General features: G+C 70.9%; 18 protein-coding genes. 11 read left to right on the forward strand and 7 right to left on the reverse strand.

Features of this window, described 5'->3' with window-relative positions; translation table 11 throughout:
- Window positions 1-539 precede the first annotated feature (539 nt).
- Complete coding sequence (locus SM611_RS35225; RefSeq protein WP_371954718.1) at window positions 540-1,325, reverse strand: hypothetical protein; 786 nt, start codon at window positions 1,323-1,325, stop codon at window positions 540-542.
- Window positions 1,326-1,506: 181 nt separating this feature from the next.
- Here SM611_RS35225 and SM611_RS35230 point away from each other — a divergent pair, with 181 nt between their 5' ends.
- Entirely contained in the window at window positions 1,507-2,445 is a 939-nt protein-coding gene (locus tag SM611_RS35230) for an aldo/keto reductase (RefSeq protein WP_371954719.1), read from the forward strand.
- A gap of 54 nt (window positions 2,446-2,499) precedes the next feature.
- On the forward strand, window positions 2,500-3,420 hold the full coding sequence (locus SM611_RS35235; protein ID WP_371954720.1) for a serine/threonine-protein kinase: 921 nt from the start codon (window positions 2,500-2,502) through the stop codon (window positions 3,418-3,420).
- Window positions 3,421-3,426: 6 nt separating this feature from the next.
- Here SM611_RS35235 and SM611_RS35240 read toward each other — a convergent pair whose 3' ends face one another.
- Window positions 3,427-4,089, reverse strand: a complete 663-nt coding sequence (locus SM611_RS35240; protein WP_371954721.1) for a thiaminase II/PqqC family protein — start codon at window positions 4,087-4,089, stop codon at window positions 3,427-3,429.
- 128 nt (window positions 4,090-4,217) lie between these two features.
- Here SM611_RS35240 and SM611_RS35245 point away from each other — a divergent pair, with 128 nt between their 5' ends.
- Window positions 4,218-5,501, forward strand: coding sequence for a citrate synthase (locus tag SM611_RS35245; RefSeq protein WP_371954722.1), 1,284 nt, complete (start codon window positions 4,218-4,220; stop codon window positions 5,499-5,501).
- Window positions 5,502-5,805: 304 nt separating this feature from the next.
- Complete coding sequence (locus SM611_RS35250; RefSeq protein ID WP_371954723.1) at window positions 5,806-6,711, forward strand: hypothetical protein; 906 nt, start codon at window positions 5,806-5,808, stop codon at window positions 6,709-6,711.
- Window positions 6,712-6,994: 283 nt separating this feature from the next.
- Here SM611_RS35250 and SM611_RS35255 read toward each other — a convergent pair whose 3' ends face one another.
- Window positions 6,995-7,231 (reverse strand): hypothetical protein, encoded by a 237-nt coding sequence (locus SM611_RS35255; RefSeq protein WP_371954724.1) that lies wholly within the window; start codon window positions 7,229-7,231, stop codon window positions 6,995-6,997.
- 233 nt (window positions 7,232-7,464) lie between these two features.
- Here SM611_RS35255 and SM611_RS35260 point away from each other — a divergent pair, with 233 nt between their 5' ends.
- The gene (locus SM611_RS35260; protein WP_371954725.1) at window positions 7,465-8,166 is read left to right on the forward strand and encodes an alpha/beta fold hydrolase; all 702 of its coding nucleotides are present in this window, start codon (window positions 7,465-7,467) and stop codon (window positions 8,164-8,166) included.
- 379 nt (window positions 8,167-8,545) lie between these two features.
- Here the strand turns inward: SM611_RS35260 and SM611_RS35265 are convergent, their stop codons facing one another.
- Both SM611_RS35265 and SM611_RS35270 read right to left on the reverse strand, forming a co-directional pair.
- Window positions 8,546-9,202, reverse strand: a complete 657-nt coding sequence (locus tag SM611_RS35265; protein WP_371954726.1) for a response regulator — start codon at window positions 9,200-9,202, stop codon at window positions 8,546-8,548.
- Between the two features lie 8 nt (window positions 9,203-9,210).
- A complete protein-coding gene (locus SM611_RS35270) occupies window positions 9,211-10,341 on the reverse strand; it encodes a sensor histidine kinase (protein ID WP_371954727.1) in 1,131 nt (376 codons plus the stop codon).
- 158 nt (window positions 10,342-10,499) lie between these two features.
- Between SM611_RS35270 and SM611_RS35275 the strand changes: the two genes are divergently transcribed.
- From SM611_RS35275 to SM611_RS35285, 3 genes are all read left to right on the forward strand, one after another.
- Window positions 10,500-11,405: an ATP-binding cassette domain-containing protein gene (locus tag SM611_RS35275; protein ID WP_371954728.1), complete on the forward strand. Its 906-nt coding sequence runs from the start codon at window positions 10,500-10,502 to the stop codon at window positions 11,403-11,405.
- Between the two features lie 83 nt (window positions 11,406-11,488).
- The gene (locus SM611_RS35280; RefSeq protein ID WP_371954729.1) at window positions 11,489-11,953 is read left to right on the forward strand and encodes an ABC transporter permease; all 465 of its coding nucleotides are present in this window, start codon (window positions 11,489-11,491) and stop codon (window positions 11,951-11,953) included.
- Window positions 11,953-12,732, forward strand: coding sequence for an ABC transporter permease (locus SM611_RS35285; RefSeq protein WP_371954731.1), 780 nt, complete (start codon window positions 11,953-11,955; stop codon window positions 12,730-12,732). The genes SM611_RS35280 and SM611_RS35285 overlap by 1 nt, the downstream gene beginning before the upstream one ends.
- Before the next feature lie 114 nt (window positions 12,733-12,846).
- Here SM611_RS35285 and SM611_RS35290 read toward each other — a convergent pair whose 3' ends face one another.
- Window positions 12,847-13,155 carry a hypothetical protein gene (locus tag SM611_RS35290; protein ID WP_371954732.1) on the reverse strand — a complete coding sequence of 103 codons (309 nt, stop codon included), beginning with the start codon at window positions 13,153-13,155 and terminating at the stop codon, window positions 12,847-12,849.
- 591 nt (window positions 13,156-13,746) lie between these two features.
- Here SM611_RS35290 and SM611_RS35295 point away from each other — a divergent pair.
- Complete coding sequence (locus tag SM611_RS35295; RefSeq protein WP_371954782.1) at window positions 13,747-14,613, forward strand: Sco1979 family transcriptional regulator; 867 nt, start codon at window positions 13,747-13,749, stop codon at window positions 14,611-14,613.
- Between the two features lie 50 nt (window positions 14,614-14,663).
- Here the strand turns inward: SM611_RS35295 and paaI are convergent, their stop codons facing one another.
- A complete protein-coding gene (gene paaI / locus SM611_RS35300; protein WP_371954733.1) occupies window positions 14,664-15,104 on the reverse strand; it encodes a hydroxyphenylacetyl-CoA thioesterase PaaI in 441 nt (146 codons plus the stop codon).
- Window positions 15,105-15,240: 136 nt separating this feature from the next.
- Here paaI and SM611_RS35305 point away from each other — a divergent pair, with 136 nt between their 5' ends.
- Together SM611_RS35305 and SM611_RS35310 are read left to right on the forward strand one after the other, a co-directional pair.
- Window positions 15,241-15,642, forward strand: a complete 402-nt coding sequence (locus SM611_RS35305) for a nitroreductase family deazaflavin-dependent oxidoreductase (protein WP_371954734.1) — start codon at window positions 15,241-15,243, stop codon at window positions 15,640-15,642.
- Between the two features lie 99 nt (window positions 15,643-15,741).
- A complete protein-coding gene (locus SM611_RS35310; protein ID WP_371954735.1) occupies window positions 15,742-16,800 on the forward strand; it encodes a phosphotransferase enzyme family protein in 1,059 nt (352 codons plus the stop codon).
- Window positions 16,801-16,812 lie beyond the last annotated feature (12 nt).

Genomic DNA, 16,812 nt, shown 5'->3' on the forward strand with positions numbered 1-16,812 from the left:
CCTCGTCGGCATCCTCCACGGCTGCCTCAAAACCCAAACCCCCTACGACCAGGCAACCGCCTGGTCACACCACCACCACGACCTCGCCGCTTGACATCCCAACCTCCAGGGATGTCTGACCCCACGGGACACGGGACGGATTTCATGAGGGGTCGTTGGTCAGGTGAAGGGCGTGGCGGGCGGGCCCTGCCGGGGTTGGGTGCGTTCGTCTGGCCAATATTGATCTCGGGATCGTCCGGAGGGTCGGTTGGCGGTGACGTGTCTCCCCCGAACCTCCAGGGCATCGTGGATGAGCAACACGTAGCGCGGCTAGGGACCGGCTGCCTCCTGACCTCGTCGCCGAACTATCCGGTCCGGTGCTGATGGCGCTCGTTGTGCCTCAGTGGGCCGGGCATGTCCATGGTGTGGACGATCTCCCCCCGGCTGTGGGAGTCTCCCAATCGGCGTCCTCCGAGCCGCTTTCGGTGTTCGGTCGGATTGGGCCGACTGGGTGGGAAGCCTCCTCGCATCGACCGTCCTGGTGCGTCGGGAGGTCTCAATCAGGAGGCGCGGCGATTCTGGTCATCGAGCTCCGTCCTCAGGGTGCCGAGGTTCCGGAGCGCCCGGCTGAGCGGGGCGGTGTTCGGTGGCTGGTCGATGTCGCGGTCCACGTAGGCCGAGCAGCGCAGGATCCAGGCGCGTACGACGTCTTCGACGTGGGCCTCGGCCCTTCGTGTCCGGTCAAGGGCCAGCCGGCGTTTCTCCTCCGCGAGCTCGCGGGTCAGGACGTCGTCCGTCCTCAGGGCCTGGACGTCGGCGAGGGCGTAGTGCCCCAAGCGGTCCGGCTCGAGCCCGCGCTCACCGGCGATCCGGTCGAACGTCCGGCGCGGGCATCCGAGGATCGTGGCCGCTCCACCGGAGTCGACCGTGCCGGTGAGCGGGCCCTTCCTCGTGGAGACGACCGTCCGGACGGTCTCTGGGTCGAGTCGGTCCAGGTCGCGCATGAGGTACACCGGGTGGCCGCGGAAGCTGCTCACGACGTTGAGGTCTCCCTGTGCGACGAGCACCTCGATGTCCGGACGCTCCACGTCGAGGATCACGCGGTCTGCCAGCCGGGCCGCCGCGCGCGTGGAACCGATCGGCGGTTCCTCTCCGAATCTGGCGATGACCTCCTCAGCGGCCTCCCGGGCCTTCTCGGCCAGGTCGGCGGACCACCGTTCGCCGTGCAGGTCGGGGGCGGGGACGATCCCGTGCTCCAGGCCCACGCGCAACTGCCATTGGGCGAGCCCCAGGTGGCCGGCGAACTGGCGGGCGCCGTACTCGGTGCGATTGATCTGCGCAGGCATTTCCGTGCCTTTCGTGCCGCGGTCGGCATTGACGTGACACAGCCTCGCGGACGGGCAACCCGGAGAATAATAGAACTCGGTTCTGTGGATAATCCTCAACTGAAGGACCACGCTCTTTTGGGAAAGTTCGGACAAATGGCGCGGACCTGGAGCGCTGCCTACGGCATGCGAGGCTGGGATCATGAACGCCATGGATCGTTTGGGCATCGGGCTCGCCGCGTTGGGGCGGCCCGCTTACATCAACGTGGGCCGGGCCGACGACCTGCCACCCGGCCGGACCGTGGAGCTCATGCGCGAGGCGACCTGGAACGTCCTGGACGCGGCCTTTGCTGCGGGCATCCGCTGGGTGGACGCGGCGCGCTCCTACGGCCTGGCGGAAGAGTTCCTCGGGGGGTGGCTCAGCTCACGCGCCCCGGAGGATCTGACGGTGTCCAGCAAGTGGGGCTACGCCTACGTCGGTGACTGGCAGACCGATGCTGCAGTGCACGAGGTCAAGGAACACAGTCTCGGCCGCTACCGCGCCCAGTACAGGGAGACCCGCGAGTTCCTGGACGACTTCCTCTCCGTCTACCAAGTGCACTCATTGACCGAAGAAAGCCCACTGTTTCAGGACGTTCGCCTACAGGAGGCCTTGGCGGAACTGACCACCGAGGGGATCCGCGTCGGTTTCTCCACCACGGGCCCAAGGCAGGCCGACACTATCCGCCGGGCGATGGCGCTGCAGGTCTCTGGCCAGAGGCTGTTCAGTACCGTCCAATCGACGTGGAACGTCCTGGAGACATCGGCCGAGAAGGCCCTGCGCGAAGCACACGAGGCGGGGCTGCACGTCCTGCTCAAGGAGGTGCTGGCCAATGGGCGGCTCGCCGTGCAGCCACCCGCGCCTGTGCAGGCCATCGCGTCCGAGCACCACGTAGGGCCGGACGGTCTGGCGCTGGCGGCGGCCCTCAGCCGACCGTGGGCGGACACCGTCCTCATCGGCGCGGTCAGTCCCGCTCAACTGGAGTCGAACCTGGCGGCGTCGACGGTTTCCCTCGACCAGGGTGAGTTGCGGATGCTGGCGGATCTGAGCGTGCCACCGGAGCGCTACTGGAACGAGCGGAGCGCGCTGCCCTGGACATGACCGCACACGTTGCCGGATGTCCGCGCCCACGTGGCACGATTGAGCGCGCCCACCATGATCGGATCCCCCGTGCCCATGCAGTCAGAACTCCCAGAGATGATCGGCCCCTATCGTGTGGTCGCCCGGCTCGGCGCCGGTGGGATGGGCGAGGTGTTCCTCGGGGCGTCGCCCAGCAGGCGTCTCGTCGCGGTGAAGGTCATCCGTCCGGAACTTCTGGACGACCCCAAGTGGCGGGTGAGGTTCCGGCGAGAGGTGACCTCGGCGCGATCGGTGAGCGGTTTCTACACGGCGCCCGTCGTCGACGCCGATCCCGACGCGGACCAGCCGTGGCTTGCGACCCAGTACATCCGCGGAGTGAGTCTGGCCAAGGTCGTCAGAGAGAAAGGGCCGCTTCGCGAGAAAGCGGCCTGCCAGCTGGGGGCCGGGCTCGCGGAGGCGCTGATCGCGATCCACCGTGCGGGCATCGTGCACAGGGACTTGAAACCCTCGAACGTGCTGCTCGCCTCCGATGGGCCAAGGGTCATCGACTTCGGCATCGCAAGGCCTCTGAACGCATTGCCGCTGTCGCGGACGGAGATTCTGGGGACACCTGCCTACATGTCGCCGGAGCAGGCGCTCGGCGACCCCGTACATCCGGACAGCGACGTGTTCTCCCTTGGCTCGACCCTCGTGTTCGCGGCTACCGGGGCCGCACCTTTCGGCACCGATCACAAGGTCCGCAGCAGGATCGTGCACGGCGAACCGGACCTCTCCCTCTTGCCCGACCCCATGCGCGGGCTCGTGACCCGCTGCCTGGTCAAGGATCCTGGTGAACGCCCGACGCCGGAGCAGATCCTCGTCGCCTTGTCCACGTTGCTGGACGCCCACTACGGCGAGGAATGGCCGCCCGTGGACGTCGAGCAACTGATCGGCGTCCAAGAGCGGACGCTGATCGAGATCACCGCCGAATTGCCCACGCTCCGGGAGCATCTGTAGGCGCGGTCACGGCAAGCCGTCGGCGAGTGCTTCCCAGAAGGCGGTCTCGTAGGCGTGCAGAAGGCGGGCGGCGCGTGACGCTTCGACCGGGTCGTCACCGGATGCCAGCCCTGACGCGATCACGTGCAGGGCCTGGTCCTCGAAGCCCGGCGGCGGCTCGGAGAAGAAGTCGAAGAACCCGACGGCCTCGTCCGGGAGGCCGTACTGCGTTCGGAGGGCCTGGGCGGTGCGAGCACAGTAAGCACCCCACTCCTCCAGGTTGGCCAACATGGCCAGGGCCACCTCGGTGGCCGTCCCGAACGCCGCCCTCTGCGCGAGATAGGCGGGATAGGCCTGCGCAAAGGGTTTCGGTTCGTACGTCATGAGATTCTTCTCACTGTGGCCGAGCGCGCCCGCGAAGTCTCCGAGCAACGTCAGCGCCTGCCCCTCGCCCTGTGCGAGCCCCAGAAAGAGCTCACCGGTCGGCGGATCGGGAAACCTGGCCGCCAGGAGGGCGAAACTACACCGATCGCTCCTGACGATCCGATACTCCTCACCGGCCAGCCAAACCAGGCGATCCCGAGGCAAGTCACCGACTTCGAGCATCTCGACGAAGCGGTTCGCGGTCGTGGCGGCCGCGATCTCCCGGCGGGTGCGTGCGATGAGTTCGGCGGCCCCGTGATCGGTCATGACTCCACCGGAGCATCCGAGCCGGGCCTCCGTCAACGGGACCGGCCGGATCAGCCCGGGTGATCACCTGGATACGATGAAGAACGGAACGTCTACGCAGGTGTGGACGCAGTTGGGAGTGAGCGAGTATGTCGGATTTCGAGCTCGACCACGCGAGCGGCCGGATGCCTCTGGAGGTCACCGAGGCGACGGAGGGGCCGTCAGGGCTGGTCGTCGGCAGCCTCCTGAAAGAGACGGGGCATGTCACGCTCGATCCCGGTTTCACCAACACCGCGTCCACCACGTCGGCCATCACCTACATCGACGGTGAGGCGGGCATCCTCCGCTACCGGGGCTACCCCATCGAGGAACTGGCGGAGAAGTCGTCCTTCCTTGAGGTGGCCTACCTGCTCATCTACGGTGAGCTGCCGACGTCCGACCAGCTGAGCGCGTTCACCGACAGCGTGCGCAACCACACCTTGCTGGACGAGAAGTTCCGCGCGTTCTTCTCGGCCTTCCCGCGCCGCGCCCACCCCATGGCCGTGCTGTCGTCCGCCGTGAGCGCCCTGTCGACGTTCTACCAGGACAGCCTCGACCCGTTCGATCCCGAGCAGGTCGACCAGTCCAGCATCCGGCTCATCGCGAAGCTCCCCACCATCGCCGCGTACGCCTACAAGACGTCCAACGGCCAGCCGCTCCTGTACCCGGACAACTCCCTCGGGTACGTGGAGAACTTCCTCCGCATGATGTTCGGCCTCCCGACGCAGCCCTACGAGATCGACCCCGAGATCGCGCGCGTGTTGGACATGCTGTTCGTCCTGCACGCCGACCACGAACAGAACTGTTCGACCTCGACGGTGCGTCTCGTCGGGTCCAGCCAGGCGAACCTGTTCTCGTCGGTGTCCGCGGGTGTGGACGCGCTGTTCGGCCCGCTGCACGGCGGCGCCAACCAGGCCGTCCTGGAAATGCTGGAGCGCATCCACGAGAACGGCGACGACATCGACGCGTTCGTGGAGCGGGTCAAGAACAAGGAGCCCGGCGTCAAGCTGATGGGCTTCGGGCACCGCGTCTACCGCAACTACGACCCGCGCGCCGCCGTCGTGAAGAAGGCCACGGGCAAGGTCCTGGACGCGCTGGGCAAGTCCGACCCGCTGCTGGACCTGGCCATGCGTCTCGAAGAGGTCGCGCTGAGCGACGACTACTTCATCGAACGCAAGCTCTACCCGAACGTCGACTTCTACACGGGCGTCATCTACAAGGCGATGGGCTTCCCCACGAACGCATTCACCGTGCTGTTCGCGCTCGGCCGGCTGCCCGGCTGGATCGCGCAGTGGCGCGAGTTGATGAACGACCCGGCGACGAAGATCGGACGTCCGCGCCAGGTGTACGTGGGCCCGGGCGAGCGCCACTACGTGGAGCGCTCCGCCCGCTGACGGCGAGGCGGGCCGCCGGATCGTCGATTCCCGCGTGAGGCCGGGCGCCCTCCCGGCCACCCTGGACCTCCTGACGGACGATCCGGCTGGGCGGTGAAGACGGACGTTCGTCCGGCACGCGTCGCGGTGACGAGACGCCGATCGGCTCCCCAGCCTATGCCCGCCGATCGCGAGCACCCCGCGAACCGGGCCCGGACCTGCGCACTCGCAGCCTCTATCCACAGAATCGCGTTCTAGTGAAAGGGCGCGGCGGCCTCCTCGAAGCTGGACCTCGAACGCCGGTCCAGGCCCCGAGGAGGCTCCCATGCGCGTCACCATCACGGTTCCCGAAGAGACGACCGCCGGCTTCGTCGTCGCGACCGACCGGGAGCCCGGCGACCTCGCGGCGACGATCCGGCAGCGGCTCCCCGCCCCGCTGGCCGCGGCGGTGGCGGGGCGCCTCGGCACCCCGCGTCTCGCGCTGACCTGCCACCCCGCCGGCGACTCGCCCTGGAACATGAGCGAGGTGACCGGCGCCGACGAGGACGACGCAGAGAGGGCCCGCCAAGCGACCCGGCACATCGGTGTCATGTCCGTGCTGCCGGTCGGCGCCCTGCCGTCCGGGCCGCACCTCACCCGGGCGACGGCCAGGGCGATCGCGGACTCGCTCTGCGCGGTCTCCGTGGACCTTGCCACCGGCCGGACCCTGTCACCGGACGGCCTCGATCGCTTAGACGACTTCGTTCTCGGCGACGACTGGCTCGGCGTCGTACTACCCCCGTACCGGAACTCTGGACGCTGCACCGCCGACGAGGACGACATCGACGGCTGCGCTTGCGTCACGCTCAAGACCCGTGGGCTGTGCAGGTTCGGGCTGCCCGAGCTGGAAATGGCCGACGTAGCGTGCCCCCACGACCTGGCCGCGCTCAACATCATCCGCACGACCGCGCAACGACTGCTGCCCCTGGGCAGGCACCCCGGCGAGCACACGCTGCCAGGCGAACTGATGCTGACGAGCACCGACTTCTCCGCGTTCTGGGGCAACCGACACCCCCTGTGGGACGACGGCCCCATCGCGGTACGGCTGACCGAAGCCGGACCGCGGCGTCTGGGCATCCGGCCCCCGGCAGGCTTTCCGGGCACCCTGAACGAATGGCTCTGGGACGACCTCCCGCCCGTCCTGCACGAGCTGCTCACCTGCGAGGCCGACAGCAGCGTTCCTCCTGACTGACCGCCCGCGGAGGCAGCCGACCGGCCCTACGCGGCTGAGGGCGCCGACTGCCTGGCCGCACCGACCGCTGACGGCTCCATCACAGGCTCTGCGCAATCACGCGGGAGTGGTGGTGTGCGTGGGAGCTACGGAACGACCGTGCGCCTCCCGCGGAGGACGCCTTGCGATGCGTGATGTGGAGTGAAGCGGTCGGAGAGGAAGGCGTCGCCCAAGTTCTCGGCCGGGGGAGATCGCGATGCGCGACCGCAGCCGGTACGTCCTCAGGACCAGGCCCGGCGTCCCCTCAGGACCAGACCCGGTGAAGGGTCCAGGGGGCGGTGCCGGGGGTCTGCGGGCCGAGGACCTCCGCGATCGCGGGGCCGTCCGGCGTGGCCACCTGGAGGCGGTAGAAGCGCGCCTGGCCGGGCGCCTGCCACTCCTCCAGGACACGGCGCACGCGGTAGCGCCCGCGCGGGCCGGTGATCTGGGACGGACGGCCGGTGGAGGTGGTCTCCGCGGAGACGGGTTCATCGATCAGCACGAGACGACACCGTAATCCGAACAAGCGTTCGAGGAAAGCAGGACACGCGATGACGTTCACATCGCTGCGGCAGCAGCCACGCCGCGAACGTGGGCATGGCGAAGCGGGACGAGAGGCGGGAGGCGACGTCCTGGCCGCAGCCCAGCCACGAATCGCCCGTGCGGCAGGAGTGAGAGCTGGGAAATGTCAGTGACGGCTCGTAGCCTGACGGCCGTCAAACTCGACCACATGGGATGGTGATCGTGGCGACCTACACACTCGTTCCTGGAGCCGGTGGCCAAGCCTGGTATTGGCACCGCCTCGTCCCAGAGTTGCGGAAGCGCGGGCACGAGGTGGTGGTGGTCGACCTCCCGGCAGGCGACGAATCGGCGGGTTTGCAGGAGTACGCCGACACGGTGGTGAAGGCGATCGGCGACCGGACCGAACTGATCCTCGTGGCGCAGTCCATGGGCGGGCTCACCGCGCCCCTCGTCTGCGAGCGGTTGCCGATCGACCTCCTCGTCCTCCTCAACGCCATGGTTCCCGTCCCCGGCGAGTCGGGTGGCGCCTGGTGGGAGAACACCGGTCAGGCACAGGCCATGGCCGACCAGGCGATCCGGGAGGGGCGCACGCCGTCTGCGGAGTTCGATCTGGAGGAGACCTTCTTTCATGACGTCCCGCCGGACGTGAAAGCCGAGGCGCTCGCCAAGGATGAGCCTCCGCAGTCATCGACACCGTTCGCGGAACCGTGGCCGCTGAGCACGTGGCCCGACACCCGGACCGTGTTCCTGCAGGGACGCGACGACCGCCTCTTCCCACTGGATTTTCAGCGTCGTGTGGTGCGCGAACGCCTGGGCATTCCGGTCGATGACATGCCCGGCGGCCACCTGCTCGCGCTAAGCCGCCCCGAGGAACTGGCCGAGCGCCTTGAGGCTTATCACGTCCGGCCGCGCTGATCCGGCCACCAGAACACCACGGGCACGGCGTCCCTGCCGACCTCGGCGCAGCGCGACGAGCGCCGCCTGCGGGCGTCCACGAAACAGCGCCACACTGTCCACTGGCCTTCGTACACGGCGACGATGGGAAGGCCAGTGGGCACCCACAAAGAGAGCGCAACGCGCTGATCGAGTCGCGGTCGTAGCAGGCCCTGACGTCGCGTTTAGGTATGGTCCCGCCAGGCTGGCCCAGGCCGGGTTGCAGCTCAACCGGTTTTCGGGCCGCTTTCGCACGGCGATGCGCCTTTTACTGGCGTGACGCTTTCAAGACGGGAGCGGCACCGGACAGGAGCGGCACCGCATGGGGTGGGAGGGCTTCGGGGTGGGGCCTTGGGGTGGCTCAGGTGGGTTGTACCAGGCGGGTTTCGTAGGCGGTTATCACTAGTTGGGCTCTGTCGCGGGCTTGGAGTTTGGAGAGCAGGTGGCCTATGTGGGTCTTGACCGTGGCGGGGCTCAGGTGGAGGTGTTCGGCCAGTTCGGCGTTGGAGAGGCCGCGGGCGATGAGGGTGAGGACCTCGCGTTCCCGGTCGGTCAGGGCGTTCAGGGCGGCGGGTGGGTGCTGGACAGGGGCCGGGCGGCGGACGAACTCGGCGATCAGGCGGCGGGTCACCGTGGGGGCGAGGAGTGAGTCGCCGGCCGCGATGGACCTGATGGCGGACAGCAGGTCCGCGGGCGGGGTGTCCTTGAGCAGGAAGCCGCTCGCACCGGCTCGCAGCGCCGAGTAGACGTAGGCGTCCAGATCGAACGTCGTGAGGATCAGGACGCGGACGTCCGGGAGGTCGGCGCAGATCCGCCGGGTCGCCTCGATGCCGTCCATCTCGGGCATGCGGACGTCCATGAGGACGACGTCGGGGCGTTCACCGGCGGCCAGGGCGACGGCTTCGGCGCCGGTGCCGGCCTCGCCGACGGTGCGCAGGCCGGGCGCGGTGTCGATGAGGACGCGGAAGCTGCCGCGCAGCAGGGCCTGGTCGTCGGCGACGAGGACGCGCAGTTCCAACGGGGTTCCTAGGGTTCGTACGGGAAGGCGGCCGAGACGGCGAAGCCGCCGTCGGGGCGGGGGCCGGCGGTGAAGTCGCCGCCGTACATCATGACGCGCTCGCGCATGCCGATGAGCCCGTGCCCGTCGCCGCCCGGCAGGACGCGGACGCCGGGTCCGTCGTCGGTGACGTCGATGCGCATGCGCAGCCCGTCGGATCTGACGCGGACGTGGCAGCGGGCGGGCGCGGCGTGCTTGACCACGTTGGTGACCGCCTCCTGGACGATCCGGTAGGCGGAGAGCGCGACGCCTTCCGGGAGGTCCGGGGCGTCCACGTCCAGGTCGACGCGGACGCCGGCCATGGCGGCGCGTTCCGCGAGGGCGGTGAGGTCGGCGAGGCCGGGGGCCGGGCCGAGGTCGGTGTCGGTGCGGAGAACGCCGAGGAGGTGGCGCATTTCGGCGAGGGAGCTGCGGCTCGTCGTCTCGATGACGCGCAGGGCGTCGAGGGCCTCGCCGGGACGGGCCGAGGCGACGTGGACGGCGACGCCGGCCTTGACGGCGATCAGGCTCATGCTGTGCGCGACGACGTCGTGGAGTTCGCGGGCGATGCGGAGCCGCTCGTCCGACACGGCCTGGTCGGCGAGGCGGCGGGCGGAACGCTCGGCCTGCGCGCGGCGTTCGCGGACGACGCGGCCGAGCGTCCAGGACGCGCCGAGGACGGCGAGGCCCAGCACCAGCCGGCCGACGAGCTCGGCGTGCCAGTCCGCGGTTCCGACGACGGCGCCGGCGAGGATCAGCAGGGCGCTGACGGCGCCGATGAGCGGCGTCGGGATCCAGCGGCGGCGGCGCCGGGTGAGGGCGACCGGGTAGAGGGCGAACGCGGCGGCGGCGTAGGAGTCCCAGGGGAGGCCGAGCGCGAAGGAGAGGGTCGAGGCGGACAGGACGGCCGCGAAGACGGGCACCGGCCAGAGCCGCCGCACCGCCAGGGGAAGGCCGGCCGCTGCGGCGAGCGGGACGGCGGCGACCGCGGACGTCTCGGCGTCGGCGGGGAGCGTCAGCAGCGCGAACGTGTAGCCGACGGCGACCGCGGCGTCCAGCTTGATGAGGGCGCGCCGGCTGAGTCGCGTGAGGAACGGGGAGCGCAGCTCGGATTCGTCCACGTCACGAAGGTAGTGGGACGGCGCCGTGGAGCACCTCCTACCGGTGTCCGTCATACCGGGGTAGGAGCTCGGGGCCGTGTGTCCGACCGTGCGCGGAGAACGCGGTCCCGACCGTGTTCCGATGTGCGGCGGGAGGGTGCCGTAGGAGTGTCGGCCGCATGATCGAAGTACGCGAGCTGACGAAGCGCTACGGCGGAACCCTGGCCGTGGACCGCCTCTCCTTCGTGGTGAAGCCGGGGACGGTGACCGGCTTCCTGGGGCCGAACGGGGCGGGAAAGTCGACCACGATGCGCGTCCTGCTGGGGCTGGACGGGGCCACGTCCGGTGAGGCGCTGGTGAACGGGGGCCGGTACGCGGCGCTGCGGCGGCCGATGCGGGAGGTCGGGGCGCTGCTGGACGCGGGCGCCGTCCACGGTGGGCGCCGGGCGTTCGACCATCTCGGGTGGCTCGCGCGCAGCAACGGGATCGGGACGCGGCGGGTGGCGGAGGTCCTGGAGCAGGTGGGTCTCGCGGGGGTGGCGCGCAAGCGCGTCGGCGGGTTCTCGCTCGGCATGCGGCAGCGGCTCGGGATCGCGGCGGCGCTGCTCGGCGACCCGGGGGTGCTGATGTTCGACGAGCCGGTGAACGGCCTGGACCCGGACGGCGTCCGCTGGATCCGCGAGCTGGTGCGGTCGCTCGCCGCCGAGGGCCGGACGGTGCTGGTCTCCAGCCATCTGATGGGCGAGATGCAGCTGACCGCCGACCGGCTGGTCGTCATCGGGCGCGGCCGGCTGATCGCCGACACCTCGGTGCGGGAGCTGGCGGACAGGTTCCGGCGCGGCGTCCTGGTCCGCTCACCGCGCCCCGCGGACCTGACCGCGGTGCTCGCCGCCGCCGGGGGCGGTGTCGAGGCCGTGCCGGGCGGTGCCCTCACCGTGACGGGGCTGGACGTCGCCGCCATCGGCGACGCGGCGGCGGCCCACGGAATCCCTCTGCACGAGGTGACACCGCACAGCGCCTCGTTGGAGGAGGCCTACATGGAACTGACCGCCGGCAGCACCGAATTCGAGACGGCCCCCAAATGACCGGTACGAAGAGCCGCGAAGGTGGTCGGGCATTCGGCACGGCGGACGGCAATTGCGCGTCTGGTCCGATCGGCCACGGTTCCATGCCCGGCGGGACGGTTCGGGGGCAGGGGCCTTTGAGCGGGGTGGGAGATGTCGCTCTGGCGGAGTGGTGGAAGTTGCGGAGTGTGCGGTCGACCTGGGCCGTGTTCGGAGTGATCGCGGCGTTCGCGCTGCTGTGCGTCGCGTGGTCGTGCTACGCGGCCCGCTCCTGGGACGGTCTTCCGGCTGCGCGGAGGGCGGCACTCCGTGTGGCACCGGCGGAGCAGCCACTGGCGGTGTCGCTGCCGGTGTGCGCGGTCGTGCTGGGGGCGTTGACGCTGACGTCCGAGTACGCGTCCGGAACGATCCGGGCGAGTCTGGTCGCGGTGCCGCGCCGGGGTGCGCTGTTCATGGCCAAGGCCGGTGTCGCGGGGGTCACCATGGGCGTGGTGGCGCTGACAGCGGCCTACGTCGTCGTCGCGCTGGGGGCCGGAGCGTACGCGTTCGCCCGCAGGGACGACGCGTGATGGGCGACGCGCTCGCGGCCGAGTGGTACAAGGTGCGGAGCGTCCGCTCGACCTATGCCGTGCTGTCGGTGACCGCCGCGTTCACGGGGTTCGTGCTGCTGCTGGCGTTCCAGATGGCGCACGTCTGGGACGGGCTGCCGGACGAGCGCAGGGACGATCTGCTGCTGCGTCCGCTGCAGGAGCTGGGCGGCTGGACGGCGTCGCTCTGCCTGGCGGTCCTCGGTGTGCTGTCGGTGACGTCGGAGTACCGGACGGGCATGATCGGCACGAGCCTGGTCGCGGTTCCGGCGCGCCGCAGGCTGCTGCTGGCCAAGGGGGCGGTGGTCGGGGCGGTCGCGCTGGCCGCCGGCGAGGCGGTGACGGTCGGCTCGTTCCTCGGGACGCGGCTCGTCGTCGGCGACCGGCCCTTCGCCGATCAGCAGGCGTCCATCGCGCACGACCTGCCGGGTTTCGTCCTCGCGGGGACGGTGGTGCCGGTGTTCGCGCTGCTCGGCCTGTCGCTCGGGGTGCTGCTGCGCTCCACGGCGGGATCGCTGGTGTCGGTCGTCTTCGTGTGGCACGTCCTGCCGCTGCTCGTCTTCCACCTGCCGGGGCCGTGGAACGAGCGCGCCGGTTCGGTGATGCTCGCCGCGCTGCCCAGGCAGATGGCGGGGATCAGCGCGGACGACTCCGTGTACGGCGATCTGCTGTCCCCCGCCGCGGCGTCGGCCGTGCTGGCCGCGTACGTGATCGTCCCGCTCGGCGCCGCCGCGCTCGTCCTGGTGCGGCGGGACGCCTGAACGCCGCGGGCCTCCGGAACGCACGAACGGCGGCGCCCCTCCTCGGGGCTCCGCCGTTCCACGACGCGCCGGGCCCGGAGGGACCGGCGAAACACGGGGGCGAACCTGTCAGGTTCAGCTCGCCTGAAGCGAGGTCGCCCGGATCGCCAGGCGTTCGCGGAGCATGCCGACGGCCTGGTCGATGCGGGGCGCGGCCGCCTGGGCGCGGACGCGCCGGCCGTGCAGCTCGACGACGGCCTGGGCGAGCGCCGGCCTCGGCAGCGACGGGTCGTTGACGACGCTCAGCGTGACCTGGACGGACGTGACGTCGCGGGCGCCGGACAGGGCCTCGCGGACGGCGCGCTCGGCCGCCGAGCGCTCGTGCGCCGAGACATCGCCCGAGGTCAGGAACCGTATCTCCGGTCGTTCACGGGTGGCGTTCATGTTCTCCCCCAGATGCGCGGTGGTGGTCGGCTTCTGCAGAGCGGCGGTGGTGACCGCTCTCTGATCATGTGAACGTCCGGACGCCCGGAGATCTTGCCCGCCGGGGAGGAGAGCTTCGTCACGAAGCCGTCCGCGCCGGGACGGCGACGGCCCGCAACCGCCCCCGAAGACTTCACCGAATGCGCGACGCGCGACATTCACGCGTCATCCGACGGCCCCCGGAATGGCTTGTCAGGATTGGTCGCCCGCAATGCCGGAGAACGGTGGGCAATTGGCGCGCCGGCGATGGCGCGCCCGCCGGCGAAATGACCGTCCGAGCATCGCCGGCGGCGCGACGGCGCCACGTTCCGCAGCCGTGCGGGCACTGACAGCACTGGTCACCGGGCATCCGGCCTGACCGGCCGCGCCGAGACCGCCCTTGCGGCCCCGTCCGCGGGCACGATTTTCATACCTCCCAAAAACGTGACGGCATCCTCTAACATAGGGCGATGCCGTCCGGCCTCCACTCAGACCCGTCAACTGGCTGGTGACCCCTTGTCCCAGGATTCAGCTGCCCCAACACCTCCGTCCGAAGGTGATCCGGCCGGACGGCTGATCGATTATCCCCGGCGCGGCGGCCCCACCGTCCTGCGCATTCTGCTCGGCGCGCAACTGCGCCGGCTGCGCGAGGCCCGCGGGATCTCCACCGAGCAGGCGGGCTACGAGATCCGCGGCTCGCACTCCAAGATCAGCCGGATGGAGCTGGGCCGGGTCGGCTTCAAGGAGCGCGACGTCGCCGACCTCCTCACCCTCTACGGAGTCTCCGCCCCCGCCGAGCGCGCACCGCTGCTGCAGCTCGCCAAGGAGGCAAACAACCCCGGCTGGTGGCACCGCTACGGCGACATCCTGCCGAGCTGGTTCGAGGTGTACCTCGGCCTGGAGGAGGCCGCCTCGATGCTGCGCGCCTACGAACTCCAGTTCGTTCCCGGGCTGCTGCAGACCGAGGACTACGCGCGCGCCGTCGTCCGGCTCGGCTACTCCGAGGCCTCGGAAGAGGAGGTCGAGCGGCGCGTCCAGATCCGCACGACGCGGCAGGAGCGGTTCACCTCCCCCGGCGCGCCGACGCTGTGGGCCGTGCTGGACGAGGCGGTCGTGCGCCGCCCGCTGGGCGGCCGCGAGGTGATGCGGGCGCAGCTCAAGCACCTCATCGAGGTGTCGGAGCTGGCCAACGTGACGCTGCAGATCGTGCCGTTCGGCGCGGGCGGGCACGCGGCGGCCGGCGGCCCGTTCACGATCCTGCGCTTCGCCGAGCCCGGTCTGTCCGACGTCGTCTACCTGGAGCAGCTCACCAGCGCGCTCTACCTCGACAAGCCGACGGACGTCGACACCTACATGCGCGCGATGAACAACCTGTGCATCACGGCGGAGCGCCCCGACGACACCGCCCGCTACCTCACCGGCATCCTCAAGGACCTCTGACCCGGGCGCCGTACCGCGTCCCCCGCCGCATCACCGCACGCGCGGCGGTGTCAGGGCCGGGCGGCGCCGGCGATCCGCTGGTCGCGGGTGCGGCTTCCGCCTCGGAACTCCGCGACGATCTCGCCGTCCGGGACCCGGCGCACGGTCACGTCGTAGATCCCGCTGCGGCCGTAGCGGACGCGTTCGGCCGCCGTCGCCTCCAGGACGTCCCCGCCGTGCGCGCTCGCCACGAACACCACGTCGGCGGACGCGGCGACCGTCACGGCGCCGTGGGTGTTGCAGGCGTAGGCGAACGCGGAGTCGGCGAGCAGGAACAGGTATCCGCCGTGCGCGAGCCCGAAGCCGTTCACCATGGTGTCGGCGACCGTCATGCGCAGCCGCGCCCGGCCGGGCGCGATCTCGACGATCTCCATGGCGAGGTCCTGCGCGACCTTGTCCCGTGCGTACATCGTCTCGGCGCATCGCCGCGCCACCGCCGCCGCATCGTCCACCGGCACAGCGTAATGACCCCGCGCCCGGCGGGGCATCCGCAGGCCACGGCTTGAGAGCCGCAACCGTGGGAAGGTCATCCGAGGTCCGGGGGCCGGCACCGGTGACCGGAGGCCCGGCAGGGAGAGGGAGGACCGAATGCTGTACGGCAAGGAACACGTCCAGCGCTACCAGGAGACCGACGGGGCGGAGGGGCACGACTGGCAGGGCACGACGACGCTGCTGCTCACCACGACCGGCCGCAAGACGGGCAAGGAGCGCACGACGCCGCTCATCTACCAGCCCGAGGGGGACGCCTACCTCGTGGTCGCGTCCAAGGGCGGGGCGGACGAGCCGCCGCTCTGGTTCCTGAACCTGGAGGCGCAGCCCGAGGTGAAGGTGCAGGTGAAGGGCGACAAGTTCACGGCGCGGGCGCGAACCGCGACGCCGGCGGAGAAGCCGGCGATGTGGCGGAAGATGACCGCGGTCTGGCCCGACTACGACGAGTACCAGAAGAAGACGAGCCGCGAGATCCCCGTGGTGGTGCTGGAGCGCGTCTGAGCGGCCGTCCGCGCGGGTTCCCTTTCGCCGTGCGGGCCGGACGTGTAGCGTCGTCGTAGAACATCCATTCGACCGCCCCGACGCAGCCGAGGTGCCGAGGTGCCCACGTCCGAGCTCGACGACGCCGATCCGCCGCCGCGGCTGCTGCGGCGCTGGGACATCGGGGCGCCCGAGGCGGCGGACCCGCTCGCGGCGGGGCCCGGCCGCCGGTGCTGGCGCGTCGGCACGGCCGCGGGGACGTTCTTCCTCCGCGAGTACGCTGAGCCCGACCGCCGCCGCGTGCTCTTTCAGCACACCGTCACCGCGGCGCTGGACGCGGCCGGGCTCCCCGTGCTCGCGCCGCTGTCCGCGCGCGCGGGCCGGACGCTGGTCACCGCCGCCGGGCGCGGGTACGTCCTGTACCCGTGGGTCGGCGGCCGCGGGCGCGGCGGGCTGGAGCTGACGTTCGCGCAGTGCGAGGCGCTCGGCGAGCTGCTCGGACGTCTGCACGCGGCGCTCGACGAACTGACGGCGCCCGTCCAGCAGAGCATGCTCGTGCCGACGCCGCGCGCCGTCGACGCGGCCGCCGCCGTCGAGGAGATGCTGCGGGACGTCCCGGGCGACGGTGACGGCACCGACTTCGACGCGCTGACCGCGCGCCGCCTGCGCGAACGGCGCGACCTGCTGACCGAGTTCGCCGGCCACCAGCCGCCCGACATCGAGGTCAGCACGGTCGGGCACCTGCACGGCTCGTTCGACGCCGGGCACCTGCGCTACGGCGGGTCGGGCAACGTCACGGCCGTCCTCGGCTGGGACGGGCTGACGACGGGCCCGGTCGCCGGCGAGGTGGTCGGGGCGGCGGCGCGGCTGTTCGCCTGCGACGACGAGCGCGGCCTCGACCTCGACCGCGTGCAGGCGTTCGTGCGGGGGCACCGCGCGGCGTATCCGCTGGACGCGGGGCAGATCCAGTCGGCGGTGCACCGCGCGTGGTGGGAGCGGCTCTGCGACGTGGCGCCGCTGCGGCACCGGTATCTGGGCGAGGACGGCACGGGCGGGCGCGGCCCGGCGTCGCTCGTGGCGTGGTGGTCGGCCCAGCTCGACCGCACCCTCGACGCCTTCGCCGCGCCGTACACGGCCGTGTACGCCGACGCGCCGGACGACGGCCACGCCTACGGCTGAGCGGGCCCGCCG

The organism is Actinomadura monticuli (genome assembly GCF_041463655.1).
Lineage (GTDB): Bacteria > Actinomycetota > Actinomycetes > Streptosporangiales > Streptosporangiaceae > Spirillospora > Spirillospora monticuli.

Bases quoted from the DNA above. Each gene is read 5' to 3' on its own strand.
- SM611_RS35225 (WP_371954718.1), bottom strand. From the start codon at position 1,325: ATGCCTGCGCAGATCAATCGCACCGAGTACGGCGCCCGCCAGTTCGCC.
- SM611_RS35230 (WP_371954719.1), top strand. From the start codon at position 1,507: ATGAACGCCATGGATCGTTTGGGCATCGGGCTCGCCGCGTTGGGGCGG.
- SM611_RS35235 (WP_371954720.1), top strand. From the start codon at position 2,500: ATGATCGGATCCCCCGTGCCCATGCAGTCAGAACTCCCAGAGATGATC.
- SM611_RS35240 (WP_371954721.1), bottom strand. From the start codon at position 4,089: ATGACCGATCACGGGGCCGCCGAACTCATCGCACGCACCCGCCGGGAG.
- SM611_RS35245 (WP_371954722.1), top strand. From the start codon at position 4,218: ATGTCGGATTTCGAGCTCGACCACGCGAGCGGCCGGATGCCTCTGGAG.
- SM611_RS35250 (WP_371954723.1), top strand. From the start codon at position 5,806: ATGCGCGTCACCATCACGGTTCCCGAAGAGACGACCGCCGGCTTCGTC.
- SM611_RS35260 (WP_371954725.1), top strand. From the start codon at position 7,465: ATGGTGATCGTGGCGACCTACACACTCGTTCCTGGAGCCGGTGGCCAA.
- SM611_RS35275 (WP_371954728.1), top strand. From the start codon at position 10,500: ATGATCGAAGTACGCGAGCTGACGAAGCGCTACGGCGGAACCCTGGCC.
- SM611_RS35280 (WP_371954729.1), top strand. From the start codon at position 11,489: ATGCCCGGCGGGACGGTTCGGGGGCAGGGGCCTTTGAGCGGGGTGGGA.
- SM611_RS35285 (WP_371954731.1), top strand. From the start codon at position 11,953: ATGGGCGACGCGCTCGCGGCCGAGTGGTACAAGGTGCGGAGCGTCCGC.
- SM611_RS35290 (WP_371954732.1), bottom strand. From the start codon at position 13,155: ATGAACGCCACCCGTGAACGACCGGAGATACGGTTCCTGACCTCGGGC.
- SM611_RS35305 (WP_371954734.1), top strand. From the start codon at position 15,241: ATGCTGTACGGCAAGGAACACGTCCAGCGCTACCAGGAGACCGACGGG.